Raw genomic sequence first — 23,440 nt, 5'->3', positions numbered from 1 at the left:
CTTGTTTAATTAAAAGCCCACATTGATACCAAGCATAAAAGCCTTCTCCTGTGGAGCTGTTAAATAGGTCACATTCGGACTCAGGTTCCTTCCCTGACGGCCATTATGGTCTCTCACAATCTCAGGATCGGCTCCCGGGTATTTGGTGAACGTCACGAGGTTGGTTCCGTTGAAGTAAACTCTGGCGCTTCTCAGTCTTAGTTTACTTACCAGCTCTGAAGGCAGGTTATATCCAAGGGTTACATTTCTGATACGGCCATAGGTACCGTCATACAGGAATTGTGTAGTGTTCAGGTTCCAGAAACTTGCCAACCCTCCATAGGTGGTGGGCTCCATAGTCAATCTTGGGAATTGAGCAACATCACCTGGCTCTCTCCATCTGTCAACAATTTCTCTGCGCATGTTCCAGTCAGATACTACTCCCAATTGTCTTTTACCTGAATCATCATAGATGTTACCTCCAATGGTAAACGTGAAAAGCACGCTAAGGTCAAAGTTTTTGTAGGTAAACGAGTTGGTAATACCTCCGGTCCAGTCCGGCACCACACTACCTACAGGCACCCTGTCATCAAGGTTAAACTCGTAAGTCTCATTTCCCTCTTTATCCAGGAATATTGGTAGTCCGTTCTCAGGATCTACTCGTGAGAACCTGTTCAGGAAGTTAACACCTACAGGCATACCTTCCACCACCCGTGTATCACCGGATCCGGCAATGGCATCCGGAGGGGTAGCCCCGATGTCGATTACCTCATTTTCAAGATGCGAAGCATTGATATTGGTAGTCCAGGTAAAGGCACCGGTAAGATTTCTTGTTTTTAAACCTACCTCAAAACCTCTGTTGTTGATTTCAGCTATATTTTCGAAATACCTTTGGAAACCGGTAGACACCTGTACCAGCCTGTCTATTAAAACATCGGTAGAGTTTTTATCAAAATAAGCCACTTCGGCTACAACACGGTCATCAAACAAGCCTAATTCAAAGCCAAAATCATACGTTCTTTGAACCTCCCACTGTAAGTCAGGATTTTCAAGCCTCACAGGAAATATAATCGGCTCCTGGTTATAAGGATTACCATCATTACCTTCCCTTCTCTGGAAAGTACCCCACCTTTGATAGTTTGGAATATCTGCGTTTCCGGTAATACCCCAGCTTGCTTTAAGTTTCAGGAAATTAACCAGACTACTCTTGGGGAAGAAATCTTCTTCTGAAATTACATAACCTAAACCGGCACTGGGGAAGAAACCATACCTGTTGTTTTGCCCAAACCTTGAAGAACCATCAACCCTGGCCGATCCTTTCAGGAACAGCTTATCTTTGTAAGCGTAGTTAATACGGCCAAAGTAACTGATGAAAGACCAGATCTGATCAGGGGCAGTTTCATATACCGGGTTTGACAATGGCTTGCCTTCGCCATCCAAACCTCTGTCCGGAATGGAAGGATCTTCGTAGAGTGGACCGCTCACGCCAAACGCTTCTATTTTGTTCCATTTTTCAGTGAGTGAACGTTGGTATTCTCCTCCAACCAGGAAGGTAAACTTATTATTCTCTCCTAGGCTATAATCATATGAAGCTGTCGCTGACATGGTATAGTTTGTAACCCAGGTCGGGTACTGTCTTGAAATGTTTTCCGTATTTGTCCATTCGGCAGGCTCAAACTGATCATCTTGGAGGTCCATGTAATCCAAACTACCGGATACGTTAAGGTTCAGCTTTTCAATCGGCTCATATGTCAATGCCAATGTTGAAATAGACCTGTTTTCCCTGGTTCTCCAATCAACCAGTTCCTGCTTTCTTACCGGATTGTTTCCGGCAGTAAAGTAGGTACCATCAGGATTCCTTACCGGATAAATGGGCAAAGCGTCTGACATAGCGGCACCTAAACCTCCATCCCACGCCCCGCTAACTCTATTATTGATACCCTGACTCAGTGTAGTAGTCAAACTGGCCTTCAGATTATCCATAATGTTATAGTCAAGGTTAACTCTTCCGCTGATTCTCTCATAGCTGTTTCCTGCCAGAAAGCTTTCGTTGTTGCTATAGGAAACACCCACATAGGAGCTCAGCTTTTCATTACCCTGGGTCATGGAGAGGTTATACTCTTGTTTAAATCCAGTCTGCGTTACAAGATCGATCCAATCTGTATCTGTTTGCCTGGCCTGCTCCCAGGTAATTCCGCCGGGAAGGTCAGCCAATCCTACATTCCCGTCATTTTCCCAAGCCTCTTGTCGCAATTGCAGCCACTCCTCAGAAGAAAGCAGATCAACCTCTCTGGCTGGCTTTGAAATCCCCACCTTCGTACTGAATTCAAATTTAGGTTTGCCGGTTCTTCCTCTTTTGGTTGTAATCAGTATAACTCCGTTTGCTCCTCTTGATCCATATATAGCCGCTGCGGAGGCATCCTTTAAGATCTCGACCGACTCTATATCGTTAGGGTTAATGGTAGCCAGAGGGTTATTATTAAATGCTCCCCGATCACCATTTAGAAAATAATCCTGGGTTATGGGGATACCATCAACCACGTAAAGCGGATCACCACCGGCACTTAGTGATGCAATACCTCTAACGCGGATCATTGATCCGGAACCAGCCATACCACTACCCTGAATTACCTGAACACCAGCGGCTTTACCTTGCAAAGCTGCCTCAAAACTGGGAACTGAAATGGCCGTAAGCTCCTCACCTTCTATCTTCGCGATGGAGCCTGTTACCTCTCTTTTGGTTTGCACGCCATACCCTACTACCACAACTTCGGCCAACTGGGTAACATCAGCCTCCATGGGTACATCAATAACTGACCTTCCATTTACAGGAACCTCAATGGTAGTGTACCCTACATAGGAGAAGATCAGCGTAGCCTCCGAAGCCACTTTTAAGCTATAGTTACCATCTACATCGGTAACCGTTCCATTGTTGGTACCGGATTCAATAATATTGACCCCCGGCAGGCTCAGGCCATCCCCGGCATCCGTAACCTTTCCTGATATAGTCTGTTGTTGCGCGCAGACCACTGAGGTTGAGATGCTAAGGACCATAAAAAACAGTAGTAATTTGTGTTTCATAAGCTCCATTTTAAAATATAATTTTTTTAAGATATACGGGTTGATTGGTAATTAATTCAAAATTTACTCTAAGCGGGATGCAAACGTTTGCATATGTTTCATTCCTTTAATTTTTTCTTAATTACGTAATCATCTCTTAACTAATCTTGTAAAAAATTCAATACCAACAAATTTAAAAATCGCCTTTTTCTGGCAATTTTACATGACACCGTCACCGCAAACGTTTGCGGAATATCATTAATTTTCACCAATCTCAACTTTCACACTAAAAGCCTAACCATTTGACTTTCACCAACTACCAATATTGTACTTTTTATAGAAATTGGACTTTTCACACATCTTCCCCTATTTCTTTCTTAACAAATCTGCTTTTATTATATTGGCAGATCAATTAGCGGGCATGTTCGAATGAAAAACACTCAGATTACTATTAAGGATATTGCAAAGGAACTTGGCATCAGTTCATCAACTGTTTCCAGAGCTCTGAAAGATCATCCCAATGTGAGTCCGGAAACGAAAAAAGCTGTTACTGACCTGGCCGAGAAGTATAACTATCAGCCAAACTCTATAGCTCTTAGTTTAAGAAGAAGCAAATCCAATACGATCGGAGTCATAATACCCGAAATCGTTCACTTCTTTTTCTCTACGGTGATCAGTGGTATTGAAGACATTGCATATAGTGCCGGCTACAGTGTCATTGTTTCACAATCAAACGAATCCTACGACCGGGAAGTCATGGATACATTTGCTCTATCAAAGAACCGGGTGGATGGCATACTGATCTCCATGTCGCGGGAAACCACCCGATATGACCATTTTGAAACTATACATAAGCGCGGTTTGCCTATTGTATTCTTTGATCGGGTATGTGATGCCATCAATTGTAGCAAAGTAGTTGTGGATGACTTTGACGGGGCTTATCAGGTTACCAAACATCTGATACAACAAGGGTATAAAAGAATAGCCCACCTGGCCGGCCCAGAAAGTCTGATACTTAGCAAGCATCGTATGGATGGCTACAAAAAGGCTCTCAAAGAACACGATATGGAGTTTGATGAGTCTATCATCTTACGTGGCCGCGCTGCAGATAACGAAACGCTGGCAAGAGAGCTAACCACTCAACTCCTGAACTCTGATAACCCACCGGATGCTATGTTTGCCATAAACGACAGGGCTGCACTGGGCGTAATGAAAGCTGCCAAGGAAAAAGGCCTCAGAATACCTCAGGACTTTGCCATTGCAGGTTTCAGCAACTGGGAATTTACCGCTATGACTGATCCGGCCATTACCACAGTAGACCAACCGGGCTTTAAAATGGGACAGGAAGCTGCAAAATTACTTATCCGGGAAATTGAAGCCGAAGAAGATGAAATAATCGAACCTGAAACCAGGATACTAAAGACTGACCTGATCATTCGAGGATCTTCAGTAATATCAGCTTAAAACTATGATGCCTCTGACCGTTAGCCCACAATGGCTTCAAGACAATTTCGAAGATCCTGATCTTGTACTTCTTGATGCCAGCACCCAAGATAATAAAGCTGGAAAGCAAAGTGATTTTGACAGCCTATTCATTAAAGGCTCCAGGCAATTAAGCTTAAAAGCTTTCAGCAGGGAAACAGATCTGCCTTCGATGTTAGTTTCACCCGAGGTTTTCCAGGAAGAGTGTCGAAAGCTTGGTATTAGCAGTACCAGCAAAATTGTGGTATACGATAACCTGGGCATCTATACCAGCCCCAGGGTTTGGTGGATGTTCCGAGCAATGGGTCATAAAGATGTTGCCGTGCTGGATGGTGGATTGCCGGCCTGGGTCAGTCAGGGTTTTGACACCGTTCATCATCCGGAGAAAACCACCCGCACCGGAAACTTTGCTGCCAGCTATAACGCCGGTTTAATAGCCGGAATAGATCAGGTAATTGACAACCTCAGCACAAGAAGATCATTAGTTATTGATGCACGCTCTGAGGGAAGGTTTAATGGCACAACCTCCGAGCCCAGAGCAGGCCTGAAAAGCGGACACATCCCCCACTCTGTCAACATCCCTTTTGAAAAAATACTTAATCAGGGCAGCTTTAAGTCTCCTGAGGAACTAAAGGAGATCTTTACCCAAATTATTACCGAAAACAGGCCCCTGATCTTTTCCTGTGGCTCAGGGGTAACAGCCTGTATTGTAATGCTGGCTTGTGAAATGACATGCACAAATGACAAGGCTGTTTTCGATGGCTCATGGACTCAATGGGCTTTAACCGAAGGTTTACCCATTGAAATATTGGGGCACGGGTAAATATGCCGATAATTATACTCAAAACTGTAATTCAGGCTCCCATAGAAATATGCTTTGATCTATCAAGAAGCATTGACCTTCATATTGAATCAACCAGCCATACCAACGAGCAGGCCGTTGCAGGGAAAATAAGCGGATTAATAGGTTTAAATGAGGCAGTTACATGGAAGGCCAGGCATTTTGGGGTTGTACAAACCTTAACTACGAGGATTACAGAATACCGGAGTCCCTGGGTGTTTGTTGATGAAATGGAAGAGGGGATCTTCAAAAGGTTCAGACATGAACATCATTTCACTAACTCGGGGCAGCTAACTATAATGACAGATATTTTTGATTATGAATCTCCATTCCAGCTGCTCGGAAAACTGGCAGATCTGCTACTCATCAAGCGATACATGACTTCTCTTCTTAAAAAAAGAAATCAGGTAATTAAGGTATATGCGGAAAGCAACAAATGGAAAGGTATTATCCATCTATGAACATTTTCTTTGTTTAATGATTTTTACCCGCCATTCACCAGTCAGTCATTTTTATAGTGCAAACACCTTACTCATGGCTGCTATTCCAATGAAAATCAAGCCTTAATGCTTCCTTGAATTCTAATTAATATTAAGGTAACTCTCCATCCTTACCTTCGCTACAGAACTTACAAACAACAAACAAAGATGATAAAAAGAAAGTTGGTTTTAATAGTGGGTATACTATTGGCCACCAGCCTCAACCTATCCGCACAGAATTACAAAGCAAAATTCATCAATGCCTTTACAAGGTATATGGACTGGCCTGATCGCGCCAAGCAGGGCTTTTTTAATATAGGCGTATACGGATCATTTGAACTCTACAAGGAGATCTCTGAGGAAACAATGGGGCGGACAGTTGGCAGCCAGAATATAGTAGCGATAAACATTTTGAAAGAAAACCAACTGGAACTTACCAAACTACACATACTCGTTATCGGAGAAAAATATTGTACGCCGGAACAATTAAACAGAATTACCTCGAAATTTTCCAACAGTTATACCCTGATAGTGACTGAAAATAATGGTATTCTGAACGGAGCAGGGATTAGCTTTCAAAATAAAGGCACCACACTAGGCTTTAAGTACAACCTTGGTAATATCAAAAATAAAGGAATAGCAGCCAGCGGGCAATTTAAGAGTATGGGGGAAGAGGTGAATTAAGGGCCAGCTATCAGGCTGAGTTTCCAGAGGTCACCCACATTTCGAAGCTGTGCTTGACAGACCGTTGTTAATAGCAATAGTGCAGGTTGATCTTACTTCACTGATAAGCTTTATGTTGAGCGTTCTTATTTTCCAATCCACTAACACCACAGGTTTTAGGTGTAAAAGTGATATCTGTAGTTTTAAAGGGCAAAAAAAAGGCTGCCGAATGGCAGCCTTAACAATACAGATCGGGTTAAACTTATTTTACTTTTTTAACGATAGCTTCGAAAGCTTCAGGGTGATTCATTGCCAAATCAGCCAATACCTTTCTGTTAAGATCGATATTTGCTTTTTTAACATTACCCATGAATTGTGAATAAGACATGCCATGAAGTCTTGCTCCGGCATTGATCCTTTGGATCCACAATTTTCTAAAGTCCCTCTTTTTTGCCTTTCTATCGCGGTATGCGTAAGTCCAACCTTTTTCGACAGCATTTTTAGCTACTGTCCAAACATTCTTTCTTCTACCAAAGTAACCTTTGGCAGCTTTTAGTATTCTCTTTCTGCGTGCTTTAGACGCAACATGATTTACTGATCTTGGCATTTTGTTAATTGTTTTTGGTCAATGGCGTCTGCTTTGTGGAATTACCCTTCAGCAACACTTTAAAGCCTATTAACCTGGTTAATCATTTTAAAACCTTAATTAATGTCAGGCTGCTAACTATTATAAGTTAAGCATAGCCTTAACGTTAGGCTCATCTGTTTTATGAACCAACGCCATTTTAGTGAGATTACGCTTTTGCTTAGTCTCTTTTTTAGTCAGGATGTGGCTTTTGAAAGCATGCTTTCTTTTTATTTTGCCAGTACCCGTCAGCTTGAATCTCTTCTTCGCTCCTGATTTTACTTTTACTTTAGGCATTTTAAATATTTATTTTGATCTGTATTATTTCTTTGATTTAGCTGGCTTGGGTGCAATGAACATTGTCATACGCTTACCTTCCAGTTTAGGCAATTGCTCTACTTTACCATAATCTTCAAGCGCCTGAGCAAACCTCAATAAAAGTATCTCTCCTCGCTCTTTAAAAACGATCGTTCGACCAACAAAGTGTACATACGCCTTTACTTTCGCCCCTTCTTTCAAGAACTTCTGGGCATGATTCAGCTTAAAATTGAAGTCATGCTCTTCCGTATTAGGACCAAAGCGAATCTCTTTGATAACGGTCTTCTGAGCCTTCGCCTTAATTTCCTTCTGTTTTTTCTTCTGCTCGTACTTAAACTTCGAATAATCAATGATCTTACAAACCGGAGGGTCAGCCTTTGGAGAGATCTCAACGAGATCCAAATTCTGCTCCCTGGCCATTTTTAAAGCTTGTTCGATAGGATATACATCCACTTTTACATTCTCACCAACAACCCTAACCTGGCGTGCGGTGATCTTCGAGTTTACTTTATAGGGCTCCTCAACTCTCCCTCGAAAGCCCTTTTTCTGAAATTTTTGTTTGCTAATTTTAACCTCCTTAGTTTAATTCGAAAAAACAGGTTGCAAATATCGCTATATTATTTGAATAAGTCAAAGTGTATATAGCTTTTTACAATTGTTGCAATCTAACTCTAATTAAAGTCAGATGCACTCACTTGCTGAAAATGATCTACAAATTCAGCCAACGGCATACTGCCTAGGTCACCTTGTCCATGCCTTCTCACCGAAACCCGGCCTTCGTTCTGCTCCTTCTCTCCTACTATTAGCATAAATGGTACCTTTTTAACTTCGGCGTCACGTATTTTCCTGCCAATTTTCTCATCCCGGTCATCAATGAAGCCTCTGATATCTTTCTCGCTCAGGTTAGTAAAAACTTCCTGAGCATATTCATGATACTTTTCGGAAATCGGAAGTATCGCAATCTGATCCGGTGCCAGCCACAGTGGGAAATTCCCTCCACAATGCTCTATCAATACCGCCACAAACCTTTCCATCGACCCGAATGGCGCACGGTGGATCATTACCGGGCGATGTTTTTGGTTATCCGCACCGGTATACTCCAACTGGAACCGGTGAGGCAGGTTATAATCCACCTGTATGGTTCCTAGTTGCCATTTGCGTCCGAGTGCATCCTTGACCATGAAATCCAACTTAGGGCCGTAGAATGCTGCTTCGCCTAACTCTGTTACTGTCTCCAGGCCCTTCTCATCGGCTGCTTCCTGGATTTCTCGCTCGGCCTTCTCCCAAAGCGCATCTTCACCTATATACTTCGCCTTATTCTCAGGGTCTCTTAAAGAGACCTGAGCAGTGTAGTCTTTAAAACCTAAAGCTTTAAAGACATATAACACCAGGTCGATTACCTTTACAAATTCTTCCTTTACCTGGTCGGGACGACAGAAAATATGGGCATCATCCTGGGTAAATCCACGAACCCGGGTAAGACCATGAAGCTCACCGCTTTGTTCATATCTGTAAACGGTACCAAACTCGGCATACCTGACCGGTAAGTCTTTGTATGATCTTGGTTTATGTTTGTAAATCTCGCAGTGATGCGGACAGTTCATCGGTTTAAGTAAGAACTCTTCGTTTTCATTTGGAGTTTTAATAGGCTGGAATGAATCCTCTCCATACTTTTCATAATGCCCGGAAGTGACATACAGTTCTTTACTTCCAATATGAGGTGATACCACAGGGTCATACCCTGCTTTCACCTGAGCTCTTCTCATGAAGTTTTCAAGGCGTTCTCTCAGAATAGTGCCTTTTGGCAACCACAGCGGTAACCCCATACCCACTTTCTCTGAAAATGTAAACAGTTCCAGTTCCCTGCCCAGCTTTCTGTGATCACGTTTTTTTGCTTCTTCAAGCCTTTCAAGATGTTCCTTAAGTTCCTTTTGTTTAGGGAAAGAAACTCCGTAAATCCTTGTCAATTGCTTTCGCTTTTCATCGCCTCGCCAATAGGCTCCCGCTACGTTCATCAGTTTAATGGCTTTGATTACGCCTGTATTAGGAACGTGAGGTCCCCTGCATAAATCTACAAAGTTACCTTGCTCATAAAAGGTTATTTTGCCATCCTCCAGATCCCGGATCAACTCAATTTTATATTCATCACCTTTCTCTTCAAAGTACTTTAAAGCATCTGCCTTGCTTATATCTTTTCTTGTAAACTCGCTCTTGTTTCTGGCCAGATCGAGCATTTTCTGCTCCACTTTTTCCAGGTCATCTTCACCAAATTCCTTATCACCAAGATCTACATCGTAATAGAACCCATTCTCAATGGGTGGACCAATGCCAAATTTCACTCCGGGGTATAATTCTTCAAGGGCTTCAGCTAAAAGGTGAGCGGAAGAGTGCCAGAATGTGGACTTTCCTTCATCGTCATTCCAGGTTAACAACTGTACGGTAGCATCATTGTTAATAGGCCTGTTGGAATCCCAAACCTCACCATTCACTTTTACAGAAAGCACATTGCGTGCAAGACCTTCGCTAATGCTCATGGCAATATCATGACCTGTTACTCCCTGCTCATACTCCCTGACCGAACCATCAGGCAATGTTATTTTGATCATTATTTAAATCTGATTACTAATTATCGTCTAATTCCTTTTTTTGTACCGGAGGCGGCATATTTTTTATGGCTGAATCTCTGGCTGTACGCTGCTGCTCCAATCGCCACAAATATGCAACTTTTCTTTTCAAATTGTCCAATTCAGTAATAGCTAAATTAAATGTTGAATCCGACTCTACAATCAGTTCATAAACATCTATTGCATCCTGATATTTGCGAAGCTTCTCTAATGACCTGGCTATTACCAGTCGGGCTTCCAGAAACTCCTCATTTTTTATAAACGCCTGCTCTGCCATCATCCTTGAAGAGTCATATTCGCCCATAAGATAGTAGATGTTTGACAACTTATACAAATCCATATAATCATCTCTTACCGAAGCTATATGTTTAAAAACCTGTACCGCACTATCCAATTGGCCTGAGCGCTGAAGTAAGTTCCCCTTTTTCTCCATGAAATCCAGATTATCGGGATCAAGCTCCATCAGGTGATTTACAAAATAAAAGGCCTTTTCATTATTATTCCTTGCTATATTTATATCAGCCAGAATTACAACGGGTCTGATATATGACTTATCTAATTCAATTGATTTTTCAAAGTTGTCAATAGCCTGAGCGGTATCTCCTAACGACAGCATGATCTGACCTTTCAGAGTAAACGATTCAGCAGACGGCTTCATACTGGTAAGCCGGTTAATCGCTTCTCTCGCTTTATCACTCATGCCAACCCTCAGATACTCTTCAGCTATTATCTTATAGAGCTCCTGACTGGTCTTACCCATACTCTCCGCTAATAATAATGCTTTGATGGATTCATCAGGCCTGTTTAACTTTTGATATATCATGCCTTCCATAAAATGGTACTCTGCATAATCGCCCTTAATATCAACTGCTTTTTTTATATTTTGCAGTGCCCTTTCAAAGCTTCCCTGTTCAAAATGAACTCTGCTTAACTGGTAAAAAACTTCAGAGTTATCAGGGTTATCATCAGCCAGATCATTGAGGAAGTCCAGTGCCTCTCCGGCATTTACTTTTATTTCAGTACTGAGTAGTGCATCTTTAGAATGCTCTACACATCCGCTAAAAACGAAAAGAAAACCGAATAAATAAAAAACAACAAGTTTACTGTTCAGAGACATCAATATAGTTAAATGGCCTACACAAAAATAACGGAATGCCGAAGGGATAAAAATCAAGACTGGCTTAATTTCAAAAATAATTTCGATACCTGGTAAAAGGATATCCCCTCTGCCCTAATCCTCCCTCAATTGATTAAAGGATAAACTGGAAGCTAATTTTAACACCAAATTTGTCAGCATCAGGGTTGTCCAGGTAATTGAGCCTATGAAGAAAATCAACCCGAAGTACTTTGAGAATATTCTCAACGCCATAACCTACTTCAATATAGGGCTCATTTTTACGGAAAGAGCCTATGGGTTCTACAATTGCTCCATCTTCTGTAAACTCAGGGATCAGCGCCTTATTTTCCTCACTTAGCTGACCATATATAACGTTGGCAGTTGCAAGCAGTCTCCATTTTAGCTTTTTCATTAATGGAATCCTGTTAAGCAGAAATCCCTCGAAATGGTGATTATACTTCAGATAAGCATAGCTATCACTGGCAAACTCAGAAAAGTTCATCAGGTTAAATGCCGCGGAGGTATAAAATAAAGATTCATTACCTATATGTGCCTTGAGTAAAGGGTATGGCAGCGTTTCAAAAATATGTTCACCAGTAATGGAGAAATTTGAAGTTCCGAAAAACCCCATCTTCATATTTTTTGTAATGTTAATACCTAACTTATTATAATTAAAGTCACTCTCCAATATACCCTTAAGCCCTCTAGTGTACCTTAAAGTAACAATTGGCCACTTTTGAGTCCCTAGGCTTATGCGTTCGTTGTCATTCTGCACAAACACTTCATCTTTTGCAAACCGCGTCTCCAGCACCAGTTCCGAGGTCTGAAAGTTTCTTGCGGTTGGAGAATCTGTTTGTTCCGGATCAGTGTAATAAGCAAAGTTGTACAAAGGGTCAAAAGTGCGATACTGGAAGCTGGCTTTTTGTGTAAGGCCTTTAAAAACTTCTCTTTGAAAGCTAACCTTGGCCTGATTATACCGATAAGGCCTTATAAGGTTTCCAAACTTTGTAGCGGCCAGGAAAATATAATTATCCAGAAGATCATCAGCAGACAGTCCTACCTGATCTATGTCCCTGGTATACTCTGCACGAAGGAGAGTCCACCGGTCACGATCAACGATCATTTCAGCAAAGCCGCGGTATTTTAACTCTTCATCTTCGGTTCCGTAGGCTATCCGTCCTCCAAAAACAAACTTATTGCTGAAATCTATATTGGTTCTTGCTCCAATCTGGAAGCGATGGCCCTCCACAGTATTGTTGGCATAAAGTGACAGGTAAGGCCCTACATCAAATTTCCCTACTTTCTTATATCCGTTGATGGCCACCTTAAGAATTTCAGTATAGGTTTTTACGACTGGTATATTTTTGAGGGTATCTATCATTTTGTATACACTCAGCTCCGTGGGAGTCAGCGGTTCATGTCTGTGGCTATCCCAGAATTCATTTCCGTTACCAATTTTAAAATCCTCGGCTACCTCTATGGGCTGAGCATAAAACTTAAGATCCTGTGGCTGGTTAACTTTTATATTTTTATTGGAAGTGTAAAACTTGGCTAAGACCCCTGCCATATCCTTGGTCACCTCTCCTATATCCAACAGCACCCTGTTCTTTACAGGTATCCACGGACCAGCTTCGGTAGGTGCCAGTTCCTGCTGGATCTTTATCTTCTCTACATAGTTAAGGTTAGCCGTAGACGATACCGTGGCATCGATCTGCTTTAGGGCATATTCTTTTTTGGTAATCCACATGGTACCTTTAAAAGCAAGATCCTGTTCACTTTTCGGGAAAAAATCAAGCCTGTAACAATAGTCATTCCCCACATAAGCGCTGTCTGTAAGGTCATAATCATAGTACAGCTTCCATCCGTCAGCCATTGGGGATACAAACTCCTTGCTGACTATATTTAACCAGTTCTGATAAAAATTATACTCCTGAAATGATGAGCCTATAAACTGGGAAACCAGTGTGCCATCTTCAATACCAACACCTGTAATTTTTGTCTTTATGATTTTCTCATGCTGCAACTTTGGACTATTGCGGTAATAATATTCAGATAAACTCTCGGATATGAAAACAGGTAATACAGGCTTGCCATCCTCTCCTGCTATTCTTTCTACGCTATCCATCACCGTGGTGATTTTCTTCATGATCTTACGCTTTCTGAATTTTTCCGAAATGTTATCTACATCGATTTCTATTTTGGTATACGTCTCATATTCGTAGGCGTCGAGAGACCTCTTGTTATTTTTATCTTTATTTCTCACCACCTTGCGCATGATCTCGAAGGCAGGATTCTCACCGGCTACAAAAACAACTTCCTGAAGACTAAGTACATTCTCTTCAAGCTGGTAATTAATAATTTGGCTCTGACCTTTCTTTACCGGCTTGGTTTTGGTAATATAACCTATATATGAGGCCGTAACGGAGTCGGTGGGTTGTGTAGTTTCAAGGCGGTAGTTCCCCTCGAAATCAGTAGTAGTACCTATGCTGGTGCCTTTAAAAACTATATTGGCAAAAGGTACGGGATCCCCCGAATTGGCATCTGTTACTTTTCCTGATACTACAGTTTTCTGAGTATATCCTGAAAATGAAAGTAGAAAAAGAAAGAGGCTGAAAAGTAATGGTCTGAAAGATTTAGCGTGTTCCAATTTTTCAATTAAAAAATTAATAGCATGAATTTACTTTTACCGAAATCAGATGTCAAGGGTTTCCTTTTTACCTAAAAATTTTGGTTCTCTATTTATTATGTAAAGATCCCACACGGCAAGCATTCGTGCAAGATATTCTCTAAATTGTACTTTTAATGATTTCTCAACTTCCTTCGTAGTCATTACCACTGCATTCATATCATAATAATTACTTATAAACAGAGCCCTGTAGCTATGAAATGGTTGAGTGATAATAATCACATCATCCTGCCCAAAGATTTTTTTACACCTTACTATGGAGTCCAGTGTACGAAACCCGGCATAGTCCAGTGTAATATCACCATAAGGCACTCCCAGTTTTACCAGTGCCCTTCTCATCTTCTCAGGTTCGTTGTAATACTTAGTTGCATTATCTCCACTTACCAAAATATGTTTCACTTTTCCTGTATGATATAACCTTGCAGCTGTCTGCATCCGTTCGTAGAAATATGGGTTGGGGTTCCCATTGATCAATCGGTGACTGGTACCAAGAACCAGGGCCACCTGCGAGGTTTCCACATCATCTATATCATCATAGACATGGTTAAATGTACTCAGGTAAATCCATAAATTGACCATGAGCAAAACTGCAAGCGCTACAAGTATGGTATATCCTACTGCCTTAAGTATGATTTTCACAAAACGCATGACTCAGTTTGAACGAAAAATCTTCATGAATGATTTAAGATTTTAAAAATTGTTTCTCAAGAATTTCCGATCGGCTGACAATAGTTCTATACCAATTGAGCTTAATTTCGTTTTTTTCGTTTTCTGTTAATGTCCAGTTTATCTCTGATCTGAATAATTTTTCAATAAGAATATTGGCACAAATAGCTGCACTTACAGAAAGGTTGAGGCTCTCACTAAACCCATACATCGGTATAGTCACCAGTTCATCAGCCTGATCCTTTGTAAAGCTGGAAATACCAGTTATTTCAGTGCCAAAGACCAAAGCCACAGGGCTTGTCATATCAACATCATGTACAGAAAGACACGCTTTCTCAGGAGAGGTTGCCAAAATTTTATAACCTTTTTCCCGAAGTGAATCGAAACAGGCAGCTGCATTATTTTCAGTATCCCGATAATTATAAACGTTTACCCATTTAGATGCTCCATGAACAACTCTGGGGTTTAGTTCAAACGGGTGCTTATTCTCTATAACATGCAGATCCTGAATACCAAAGCAGTCGCAGGTGCGTACTACCGCACTTGCATTTTGCGATTGGTAAATATCCTCAAGCACAAATGTTAAATGCCTTGTCCTTCGAGATAAGACTTCATCAATAAGCTCTTTTTTATGTTCTGTCACATATGTGCTCAAAAAATCAAGTAACTTAAGTGAAGTTTGGTCCATCATTCTAAAAGTCCAGCTCGATAGTATCGCCTATGCCATACTCACCATCGTCCTTACCTTTGGCTGCACCGGCCTCCTTGGAGGCTGCTTTTTCCACCTTTTCACCATCATCATCTCCGCTAACCTCACCGTCCTCTTGTTTCTCAAAATCCTCTCCGCCAAGGTATGTCACTTTCTTTATCGTTTCCGGGTGCAGCCTATTTCCTATAGCTTTCCACCCTTTCACCTCTATGAGCTCATTCAGGGCCATCTCTTCAGTAAACTTATCCTTGCTCTTACCTTTGATATACTCCACTTCAACCAGGGGTTTATCTTTGGTTGATATTGCAATAAGCTTTGAACCGGCCGCTTCGCTAATAAAAGTAAAGGCCTTATTCACCGAAGTCGTTTCTATCCTGAAGCGTTTTACAAAATAATTCTTGCTATCTCCATCATAATGAACCACTGAAATCACCTTTCCCGGATCAAACCTCTCAATAAGCATCACCTTGTTGGGTTCATACCTGTTAGTCAGTTCGTATGAAGTTAGCTCGTAAGTACCATCTTTGTAAATAACCAGAATATTGTCATCACCATTAAACTTCCCTATGTGAGTACCTCTTTCATCCTTATTTAATCTTCCAACGACCTCGTCATACCAGATATCAAGGCCACTAAGGGTCGATACGCCTTCTGACTTTAACTCGATCTTTCTTACAGGGTACCTTGTGAGAATATTACCACCAGCACCGCGCCCCTTAATGTCAAGGTCGGCAAAATCAAAATCAAAAATTTTCTTTCTGGCAGAGCTTCCGGATGTAAGCTTCACATTGATGACCTCAGCCTCTCCGTTAGGGTTCGCGCTAAGGTAGAGCACTTTTGAGCCTTTATTGCCTTTAGTAAGGTCATATTCCTTATCCCTGGTCACAGCGGTAACATTGAAGCGCTTGATCATCGAGCGACCTGTTTTGCCATCCACATACACCAGATTATAAGTCATGCGCTCATCACCTTTCTTCCATACACCCACATGCAAAATGCCCTTACCCATAAATACTTTCTCGGATATTCTGGAGACTACGCACTTCCCGTCCTTTCTAATAACTATAATATCATCCAGGTCTGAACAATCAGTTACAAATTCATCTTTCCTGATGCCATATCCTACAAAGCCATCTTCACGGTTAACGTACAGTTTCTGGTTGTTGGCTGCTACTATGGTGGTATCTATAGAATCAAACGACTTGATCTCTGTCTTGCGCTCCCGGCCTTTGCCATACTTTTCCAGCAGCTTGCTGTAATAGTCTATAGCATAGTCAATAATGTGCGCAAGGTTATACTCGGTTTCTTTTAGCTCCTCTTCAAGCTTTTTAAGCATTTCATCGGCCTTAAAAGAGTCGAATTTGGAAATACGCTTAATTTTGATCTCCGTAAGCCTTACAATATCCTCCTCGGTGATTTCACGATAGAATTGTGGTTTATAGGGATCAAGCCCCTTATCGATGGTAGCAATTACCGCTTCCCAGGTTTCGCACTCTTCAATATCCCTGTAGATACGGTTTTCAATAAATATCTTTTCCAATGAAGAAAACAGTATTTTCTCCATCAATTCATGCTTTCTGATTTCAAGCTCCTGGGTAAGCAGGTCTACCGTCTGATCGGTATTCACCTTAAGTATTTCCTCTACGCCCATGAAGTGAGGCTTTTCTCCTATGATCACACAGGCATTTGGCGATATGGAAACTTCGCAGTCGGTAAATGCATAGAGTGCATCAATGGTAATATCCGGAGACTGACCAGGAGCTAAAGACACCAGTATTTCAACATCCTTTGCCGTATTATCCACCACCTGCTTGATCTTGATTTTCCCTTTATCATTGGCTTTGATAACAGACTCGATCAAACTCGTGGTAGTTGTACCATAAGGGATGTCTTTAATAACCAGTGTTTTTTTATCGTACTCTTCTATTTTGGCCCTTACCTTAACCTTTCCCCCTCTAAGTCCATGGTTATACTCCGAAAAATCGGCCATACCACCCGTGGGAAAATCAGGATAGATCTTGACTTTTTTACCCTTAAGTAAGTCTATTGATGCTTTGATCAGTTCACAAAAGTTATGGGGTAGTATTTTGGTAGAGAGACCTACCGCTATTCCTTCAACTCCCTGAGCAAGAAGCAACGGAAATTTAACAGGTAGGGTAACAGGCTCCTTCTTTCTTCCGTCATAGGACAGTTGCCACTCTGTAGTTTGAGGATTGTAAACTACATCGAGGGCAAACTTGGATAAGCGAGCTTCAATATATCTTGGTGCAGCTGCACCATCACCTGTTCTAATATCTCCCCAGTTACCCTGAGTCTCAATGAGCAGGTCCTTCTGCCCTAAATTTACAATGGCATCACCAATGGAAGCATCACCATGTGGGTGATACTGCATGGTACTACCTATTACATTGGCTACCTTATTGAAACGTCCGTCATCCATCTCTTTGAGGGCATGCATTATACGTCTCTGAACCGGCTTAAATCCATCCTGGATAGCCGGCACTGCTCTTTCAAGTATTACATAAGACGCATACTCCAGAAACCAGTTCTGGTACATCCCCGACACCGGGATGACATCATGAATTTTATCTTCGTCTTTATGTTCGCCCAATCCGTTATCGTTGCTATCTAAGTTATCCTCTGCCATTTTATACTTAAAAAAATCCTGTTTAGAAAAAAGATCTTCGGGACCAACAGATCAACCTAATGACCTTTCTAATATAAATTTATGCTACTAACCCCTCTACAGGGTCCTTTTCAATACGCAGGTTATCTACAATAAACCCTTGCCTTTCCGGTGTGTTTTTACCCATATAGAACGACAACAACTGCCCAATAGTAGTCTCCTTATTCAATATGATAGGGTCGAGGCGGATATCTTCGCCGATAAAATTACCAAATTCTTCGGGAGAAATCTCACCAAGTCCTTTAAACCGGGTGATCTCTGGCTTACCTCCCAATCTATCAATTGCTGCTCTCCGCTCCTCATCAGAATAGCAATAAACGGTCTCCTTCTTGTTTCTAACCCGGAATAATGGTGTGTCCAGAATATAAACATGTCCCTGCTTAATCAATTCAGGAAAAAATTGCAGGAAGAAAGTGAGCAATAGCAAGCGAATGTGCATGCCATCGACATCTGCATCGGTTGCAATCACTATTTTTCTGTACCTCAAGCCTTCAATACCATCTTCTATATTAAGAGCATGTTGTAAAAGGTTAAATTCCTCATTTTCATAAACTACCTTTTTGGTCAGATTAAAGCAGTTCAGGGGTTTGCCCCTTAAGGAGAACACTGCCTGTGTCTGCACATCTCTTGACTTGGTAATAGAACCACTAGCAGAATCTCCCTCAGTAATAAAGATCATGGTCTCATCAGTTCTTTCCCCTTTTTTATCATTATAGTGCAACCTGCAGTCTCTCAGCTTTTTATTGTGCAGATTAGCTTTCTTGGCCCTGTCATTTGCCAGCTTTTTAATGCCAGCTATTTCTTTTCTTTCCCTTTCTGATTGTAATATTCTTTTCAGAAGGGCATCTGCCGCTTCAGAGTTTCTATGCAAGTAGTTGTCAAGCTCTGTTTTGAGAAAATCATTTACAAAAGTCCTCATGGTAGGCCCATCCGGGCCTACATTCTGTGATCCAAGCTTGGTTTTGGTCTGCGACTCAAATACCGGCTCCTGCACTCTTACTGCGATGGCCCCTACGATAGAAGCCCGGACGTCTGTAGCATCAAAATCCTTTTTATAAAAGTCACGAACAGTCCTCACAATAGCTTCTCTGTAAGCTGCAAGGTGAGTACCTCCGTGTGTTGTATTCTGACCGTTGACAAAACTATAATACTCTTCACCATACTGATTGCAGTGGGTCAATGCCACTTCAATATCATTACCTTTCAGGTGTATAATAGGGTATCTCAGATTTTCAACATCTGTTTTGCGCTCCAGCAAATCTTTCAATCCATTTTCAGAGTGAAATCTTTGTCCGTTAAAATTAATGGTAAGCCCTGCGTTCAGGAAAGCATAGTTCCAGATAAGGTCATTCAGGTATTCGGGGATAAAATGAAAATTCTTAAATACTGACTCATCCGGCTCAAAAACTATCAGCGTTCCGTTTCTTCCACTTGAACTGACAACTTCTTTATCATTGACAACATTACCTTGCTTGAATTCAGCTACCTTGGTCTGACCATCTCTGTAAGACTGTACTTTAAAGTAATTTGAAAGTGCATTTACAGCCTTTGTACCTACACCGTTAAGACCTACAGACTTCTGGAAGGCTCCGGAGTCGTATTTACCCCCTGTATTTATCTTGGAAACACAATCCACTACCTTTCCCAAAGGAATCCCTCTACCGTAATCCCTCACTTCTACCCTATGGTCGGTGATTTTAATATCGATAGTTTTCCCGTATCCCATCATGTGTTCATCGATACAGTTATCCACTACCTCTTTGACAAGAACATAAATACCATCATCCTGGGCTGACCCATCGCCTAATTTACCAATGTACATACCCGGCCTGAGTCTGATATGCTCTTTCCAATCCAGGGACTTAATACTATCTTCGGTATATTCAAAATTATTCTCTACAGCCATTTATTTAATATTATGTCTTCTTCTCGACAGGCGAATAAACACCAATTTTAAGATTTATTCAAGCATTTAAAAGAAATGAATTCATTGGGCATCTCCAGTAAGAATTTACATAGAAGTACCTAAATATCAGATAATTAGATTATTAGTCAACATTAATTGACCAGAAATTAATCACGAGGATGCCTGATGCCTGATCAACAATACAGGCAGTGCGATTATCCATATAACTATCAACCCCAATGCCACGTAGATCATGTAACCAAAGTTATCGTAGTTAAAGTTCTCCCCACTATTGACTAATGATATAAAATTCCAGATTACGATAAAAAAGAAGTTGAGAACACCCGCAAGACTCAGTTGCCAGTTTGTCATAAGGACATTAATGGACTCTTTACGATACCTTAAAGATCTTGAAACAGTATATAAGGAAAAGTTGGCTATAACAAGAGCTGCCAACGATAAATAAAAAAAGGTCTCTCTGCTAATATATGACATACCTCCTTCGGGTGCAATCTCATATGCAACTTGTTCGGGCAGTCCTGCATAGATATATAACAGTACTGCTAAACCAATAATTAATGAGAGAAACCAGAAAGATTTAATCAACCGCGCCATATGAAAATTAATTTTTGTGCGAAGTTATGTTTTTATTTAAAAGAGAAAGACGCAATGATTAATTTTCTTACCTCTCCAGATCATACTCTTCTAAAATCACTGTCCACTCCCTTCCATTTATCTCACTTAGTAAAACGGGCGTTATCCTACTTCTCAATTCGCTGTTTTTAGGCAATGAAAAACCATAGTATTGGGTGGCGAATTTTGACGGGATAACCGCTACTTTTGAACCAAGCCCCATATTTTTGATGGTATACTTCATAATAGGTTCATCATAAACCACGGCGTTGACCTCTTCATTTGCCAGCTGTTGCAGAGCCTGTTTTATATTTTCAGTTACTGAATGAGCTATGTTGTTACTTTCGAGGTATTGCTGCCCTGACGATGCTTTTACTGCCAGGGTATGAACTTTTTTAAGATCCTTAGGCCCCTTCACGGCAAATTCAAGCTCATTGACGGTAAGTGATGAGGCGATACTGGCCGTAAAACCACTTATAATGATTATTGCTGTAAACATCCATATCAAAGCCACTACTCTGCCTCCAATGGTTTTAGGAGATTTATCTCCATATCCCACGGTTGTCATTGTTACTGCCGACCACCACAAGCCATTCCAGATGCCTCTCATACCAGGTCCAAACTCTTCTTGGTTCCGTCGTCTTTCAAATAGCCAGACGAGCACCCCAAAGCTCAAAAGCACCAGAAGTAATAGCAGAATTGCTTTCAGGAACTGTAGTGAAAAAAAATTGCTTAGAAAAGATAACCATTTGTTCTGCTGCGTCTTATCCACTGCTATGGCCAGATTGGTAATAAAAAAGGGTTGAGTAAAATCAAATTGCTCTACCCGCTGGCTGGTTACTGTTAAAGGGTTAATGCATACATCAACCTCTCCATGCTTTAATGCGCTTAGTAACCCATTCAGGTCATATTCCCTGTATTCGAAATCCAGATTAAGCTCTTTGGCAATATTCTCCCAAAGCGCTACGCTAATACCGGTGTACCGACCGCTTTCCTGCTTTATAATAAATGGTGGTGTGTGCTTTACTCCAATGACGAGCTTCTGATTTTCATTTTCAGCGGATTGAGCATTTAGATCACGGATTCCTGTAATAGAAAGTAAAAGTAAAATGACGAGTGATCGGATAAGCATTTTTTATCTGTTTATCGTTTTGTTGATCCAATATTTTAAGACTAATGTTAGCCAGACCATGTCATTTTACCAAACCTTGTTTTAAAAAACAGAGATTTAAACTAAATTTATTTAAGTTTAGTTTTTTAATAAAAGCGCCCCTATGGATATTAACCCTATAGTCCTTTCTATTCCTATTTATTTTTTACTCATTGGCATCGAGCTGATTGTACAGCAGATCTCCAATAAAAAGATCTACAGGTTAAATGATGCAGTAACCAACATTAGTTGCGGCATTACACAGCAACTTACCGGGATATTCTTAAAAGTTATTGGTGTGGGAGTATATTACCTGGTTTACGAATACCTGGCCGTTTTCGAGATCCCCTCAAACTGGTTGACCTTTATTGTATTGTTCTTCGCTGTAGATTTTTGTTACTACTGGGCTCACAGGATGAGTCATGAGATCAATCTATTCTGGGGTGGCCATGTGGTGCATCATCAAAGTGAAGACTATAACTTCTCCGTGGCACTTCGCCAGGGAAGTTTTCAGATACTCTGGACTTTTGCATTTAACCTCCCCCTGGCCGTAATTGGCTTCAATCCTGTAAACTTTGTACTGGTTTCCGCCCTGGTTACAGTGTACCAGTTCTGGATACACACAGAGACCATTGGTAAGCTGGGCATTATTGAAAAGTTTATGAATACCCCTTCTCACCACAGAGTACACCATGGCAGAGACCCTAAGTATATTGATAAGAATCATGCCGGGGTATTTATCATTTGGGATAAGATGTTTGGCACATTTCAGGAGGAAGAAGAAAGACCGACTTATGGAATTACCAAACCAATTAACAGCTGGAATCCTGTCTGGGTTAATCTGGACCATTACATATGGATGTGGGACTATTTAAAAAAGATACCTAAATGGAAGGACAGGCTGAAGTTTATGTTTTACAAACCGGGCTGGTTTCCTGAATATATGGGCGGATATCAGCCCGCTCCGGAGGTAGATAAGACACGCTACAAAAAGTTTGACACGCTTTCTCCTACCCCGCTTAATCTTTATGTACTTTTTCAATACCTGCTGGCTTTAGGAGCCACTGCTTTTTTTCTATTTCAGCAGGCAAACTTTGCTTCCTGGGAGAAAGTAGCATTTGTTACGGCGATCATTCTGACTATTATGAATTGTGGCGCGTTGTTTGAAATGAAAAACTGGGTATGGCTACTGGAAAAGGTAAGAATATTGACGATATCGGCAGGTGCAATTGCCCTCACATATTATTTAAACCTTAACCTCTGGTTTATCATTGTTTCTATCACTTACTTTGTCATATCAATGAGTTGGATGATCCTGCTCAATTTTTCAGTAAATAAGAATCAATCTCTAGTTACCGTTAAAGAATCTTGAAATTAAGATACTGTATTTTTCTAAGTGTTGTGGCCTTGCTATACTCGTGCAATAAGGCCATTGACATTCCCGGTTTTGATGAAAGTAAATGGCAAAGTGACCATAATGGCTGCTCAGGCGCCAGGCTGCAAATGATGGATAACCTTGAGCAAACCAAAGAGCATATCAAAGGCCTTAGTGAAGATGAGGTAGTCCGGGTTTTGGGCAAGCCCGACAAAAATGAGCTCTATAAACGTAATCAGAAATTTTACATTTATGAGATTGACAATGCTCCGGAATGCGAACCCAACCCTGGAGATACAGATCATATCTACCTGAATATTCGCTTTAATGCGACCGGTCTGGCTAAAGAAGTTTTGATCTATCGTGATTAGGGTGTTTCCTCCTGTCTGTACTGTTCGTTTACAAATACCCTTCATCTCTCAGAAATTATGTGAATTGTAG

The 23,440-nt window shown here is 41.1% G+C and carries 19 protein-coding genes; 6 read left to right on the top strand and 13 right to left on the bottom strand.

Features of this window, described 5'->3' with window-relative positions; genetic code table 11:
* Window positions 1-9: 9 nt before the first annotated feature.
* Window positions 10-3,060, bottom strand: a complete 3,051-nt coding sequence (locus LVD17_RS20965; RefSeq protein WP_233760965.1) for a SusC/RagA family TonB-linked outer membrane protein — start codon at window positions 3,058-3,060, stop codon at window positions 10-12.
* Between the two features lie 408 nt (window positions 3,061-3,468).
* Here LVD17_RS20965 and LVD17_RS20960 point away from each other — a divergent pair, with 408 nt between their 5' ends.
* The 4 genes from LVD17_RS20960 (at window position 3,469) to LVD17_RS20945 (ending at window position 6,525) form a co-directional block, all read left to right on the top strand.
* Window positions 3,469-4,503, top strand: coding sequence for a LacI family DNA-binding transcriptional regulator (locus LVD17_RS20960; RefSeq protein WP_233760964.1), 1,035 nt, complete (start codon window positions 3,469-3,471; stop codon window positions 4,501-4,503).
* Between the two features lie 4 nt (window positions 4,504-4,507).
* Entirely contained in the window at window positions 4,508-5,344 is an 837-nt protein-coding gene (locus LVD17_RS20955; RefSeq protein ID WP_233760963.1) for a sulfurtransferase, read from the top strand.
* A 2-nt stretch (window positions 5,345-5,346) separates the two neighbouring features.
* Window positions 5,347-5,823 (top strand): SRPBCC family protein, encoded by a 477-nt coding sequence (locus tag LVD17_RS20950; protein ID WP_233760962.1) that lies wholly within the window; start codon window positions 5,347-5,349, stop codon window positions 5,821-5,823.
* A gap of 186 nt (window positions 5,824-6,009) precedes the next feature.
* Window positions 6,010-6,525, top strand: coding sequence for a YfiR family protein (locus tag LVD17_RS20945; RefSeq protein ID WP_233760961.1), 516 nt, complete (start codon window positions 6,010-6,012; stop codon window positions 6,523-6,525).
* Between the two features lie 241 nt (window positions 6,526-6,766).
* Here the strand turns inward: LVD17_RS20945 and rplT are convergent, their stop codons facing one another.
* The 12 genes from rplT to LVD17_RS20885 all read right to left on the bottom strand — a co-directional run bounded on the left by rplT (window position 6,767) and on the right by LVD17_RS20885 (window position 21,606).
* Window positions 6,767-7,111 (bottom strand): 50S ribosomal protein L20, encoded by a 345-nt coding sequence (rplT, locus tag LVD17_RS20940; protein ID WP_155176851.1) that lies wholly within the window; start codon window positions 7,109-7,111, stop codon window positions 6,767-6,769.
* A gap of 120 nt (window positions 7,112-7,231) precedes the next feature.
* A complete protein-coding gene (gene rpmI / locus LVD17_RS20935; RefSeq protein WP_233760960.1) occupies window positions 7,232-7,426 on the bottom strand; it encodes a 50S ribosomal protein L35 in 195 nt (64 codons plus the stop codon).
* Window positions 7,427-7,450: 24 nt separating this feature from the next.
* Window positions 7,451-8,014, bottom strand: a complete 564-nt coding sequence (gene infC / locus LVD17_RS20930) for a translation initiation factor IF-3 (RefSeq protein WP_233767977.1) — start codon at window positions 8,012-8,014, stop codon at window positions 7,451-7,453.
* Between the two features lie 104 nt (window positions 8,015-8,118).
* Window positions 8,119-10,053 (bottom strand): threonine--tRNA ligase, encoded by a 1,935-nt coding sequence (gene thrS, locus LVD17_RS20925; RefSeq protein ID WP_233760959.1) that lies wholly within the window; start codon window positions 10,051-10,053, stop codon window positions 8,119-8,121.
* Window positions 10,054-10,069: 16 nt separating this feature from the next.
* Window positions 10,070-11,188 carry a tetratricopeptide repeat protein gene (locus LVD17_RS20920; protein WP_233760958.1) on the bottom strand — a complete coding sequence of 373 codons (1,119 nt, stop codon included), beginning with the start codon at window positions 11,186-11,188 and terminating at the stop codon, window positions 10,070-10,072.
* Between the two features lie 133 nt (window positions 11,189-11,321).
* On the bottom strand, window positions 11,322-13,835 hold the full coding sequence (locus tag LVD17_RS20915; RefSeq protein WP_233760957.1) for a DUF5686 and carboxypeptidase-like regulatory domain-containing protein: 2,514 nt from the start codon (window positions 13,833-13,835) through the stop codon (window positions 11,322-11,324).
* A 45-nt stretch (window positions 13,836-13,880) separates the two neighbouring features.
* Window positions 13,881-14,522 carry a SanA/YdcF family protein gene (locus LVD17_RS20910; protein WP_233760956.1) on the bottom strand — a complete coding sequence of 214 codons (642 nt, stop codon included), beginning with the start codon at window positions 14,520-14,522 and terminating at the stop codon, window positions 13,881-13,883.
* A gap of 34 nt (window positions 14,523-14,556) precedes the next feature.
* Window positions 14,557-15,195: a TrmH family RNA methyltransferase gene (locus LVD17_RS20905; RefSeq protein WP_233760955.1), complete on the bottom strand. Its 639-nt coding sequence runs from the start codon at window positions 15,193-15,195 to the stop codon at window positions 14,557-14,559.
* 37 nt (window positions 15,196-15,232) lie between these two features.
* Window positions 15,233-17,896 carry a DNA gyrase/topoisomerase IV subunit A gene (locus tag LVD17_RS20900; RefSeq protein WP_233760954.1) on the bottom strand — a complete coding sequence of 888 codons (2,664 nt, stop codon included), beginning with the start codon at window positions 17,894-17,896 and terminating at the stop codon, window positions 15,233-15,235.
* Window positions 17,897-17,975: 79 nt separating this feature from the next.
* A complete protein-coding gene (locus LVD17_RS20895; RefSeq protein ID WP_233760953.1) occupies window positions 17,976-19,841 on the bottom strand; it encodes a DNA topoisomerase IV subunit B in 1,866 nt (621 codons plus the stop codon).
* Between the two features lie 171 nt (window positions 19,842-20,012).
* Window positions 20,013-20,456, bottom strand: coding sequence for a hypothetical protein (locus LVD17_RS20890; protein ID WP_233760952.1), 444 nt, complete (start codon window positions 20,454-20,456; stop codon window positions 20,013-20,015).
* Window positions 20,457-20,523: 67 nt separating this feature from the next.
* Window positions 20,524-21,606 carry a transporter substrate-binding domain-containing protein gene (locus LVD17_RS20885; RefSeq protein WP_233760951.1) on the bottom strand — a complete coding sequence of 361 codons (1,083 nt, stop codon included), beginning with the start codon at window positions 21,604-21,606 and terminating at the stop codon, window positions 20,524-20,526.
* Window positions 21,607-21,748: 142 nt separating this feature from the next.
* On the opposite strand from LVD17_RS20885, the gene LVD17_RS20880 reads away from it, so the two are divergent.
* The gene (locus tag LVD17_RS20880; protein WP_233760950.1) at window positions 21,749-22,996 is read left to right on the top strand and encodes a sterol desaturase family protein; all 1,248 of its coding nucleotides are present in this window, start codon (window positions 21,749-21,751) and stop codon (window positions 22,994-22,996) included.
* The gene (locus tag LVD17_RS20875) at window positions 22,993-23,370 is read left to right on the top strand and encodes a hypothetical protein (protein WP_233760949.1); all 378 of its coding nucleotides are present in this window, start codon (window positions 22,993-22,995) and stop codon (window positions 23,368-23,370) included. Before LVD17_RS20880 ends, LVD17_RS20875 begins: the two co-directional genes overlap by 4 nt.
* The last annotated feature ends 70 nt before the right edge of the window (window positions 23,371-23,440 follow it).

The sequence above is a fragment of the Fulvivirga ulvae genome, assembly GCF_021389975.1.
Taxonomy (GTDB): Bacteria; Bacteroidota; Bacteroidia; order Cytophagales; family Cyclobacteriaceae; genus Fulvivirga; species Fulvivirga ulvae.
The sequence above is the reverse complement of the archived record's forward strand: the minus strand, read 5'-3'. Positions and strand labels throughout refer to the sequence as shown.

What these genes read in the sequence shown, in the direction of transcription:
- LVD17_RS20965 (WP_233760965.1), bottom strand. Translation starts at nt 3,060, where the DNA reads ATGAAACACAAATTACTACTGTTTTTTATGGTCCTTAGCATCTCAACC.
- LVD17_RS20960 (WP_233760964.1), top strand. Translation starts at nt 3,469, where the DNA reads ATGAAAAACACTCAGATTACTATTAAGGATATTGCAAAGGAACTTGGC.
- LVD17_RS20955 (WP_233760963.1), top strand. Translation starts at nt 4,508, where the DNA reads ATGATGCCTCTGACCGTTAGCCCACAATGGCTTCAAGACAATTTCGAA.
- LVD17_RS20950 (WP_233760962.1), top strand. Translation starts at nt 5,347, where the DNA reads ATGCCGATAATTATACTCAAAACTGTAATTCAGGCTCCCATAGAAATA.
- LVD17_RS20945 (WP_233760961.1), top strand. Translation starts at nt 6,010, where the DNA reads ATGATAAAAAGAAAGTTGGTTTTAATAGTGGGTATACTATTGGCCACC.
- rplT (WP_155176851.1), bottom strand. Translation starts at nt 7,111, where the DNA reads ATGCCAAGATCAGTAAATCATGTTGCGTCTAAAGCACGCAGAAAGAGA.
- rpmI (WP_233760960.1), bottom strand. Translation starts at nt 7,426, where the DNA reads ATGCCTAAAGTAAAAGTAAAATCAGGAGCGAAGAAGAGATTCAAGCTG.
- thrS (WP_233760959.1), bottom strand. Translation starts at nt 10,053, where the DNA reads ATGATCAAAATAACATTGCCTGATGGTTCGGTCAGGGAGTATGAGCAG.
- LVD17_RS20920 (WP_233760958.1), bottom strand. Translation starts at nt 11,188, where the DNA reads ATGTCTCTGAACAGTAAACTTGTTGTTTTTTATTTATTCGGTTTTCTT.
- LVD17_RS20910 (WP_233760956.1), bottom strand. Translation starts at nt 14,522, where the DNA reads ATGCGTTTTGTGAAAATCATACTTAAGGCAGTAGGATATACCATACTT.
- LVD17_RS20900 (WP_233760954.1), bottom strand. Translation starts at nt 17,896, where the DNA reads ATGGCAGAGGATAACTTAGATAGCAACGATAACGGATTGGGCGAACAT.
- LVD17_RS20895 (WP_233760953.1), bottom strand. Translation starts at nt 19,841, where the DNA reads ATGGCTGTAGAGAATAATTTTGAATATACCGAAGATAGTATTAAGTCC.
- LVD17_RS20890 (WP_233760952.1), bottom strand. Translation starts at nt 20,456, where the DNA reads ATGGCGCGGTTGATTAAATCTTTCTGGTTTCTCTCATTAATTATTGGT.
- LVD17_RS20885 (WP_233760951.1), bottom strand. Translation starts at nt 21,606, where the DNA reads ATGCTTATCCGATCACTCGTCATTTTACTTTTACTTTCTATTACAGGA.
- LVD17_RS20880 (WP_233760950.1), top strand. Translation starts at nt 21,749, where the DNA reads ATGGATATTAACCCTATAGTCCTTTCTATTCCTATTTATTTTTTACTC.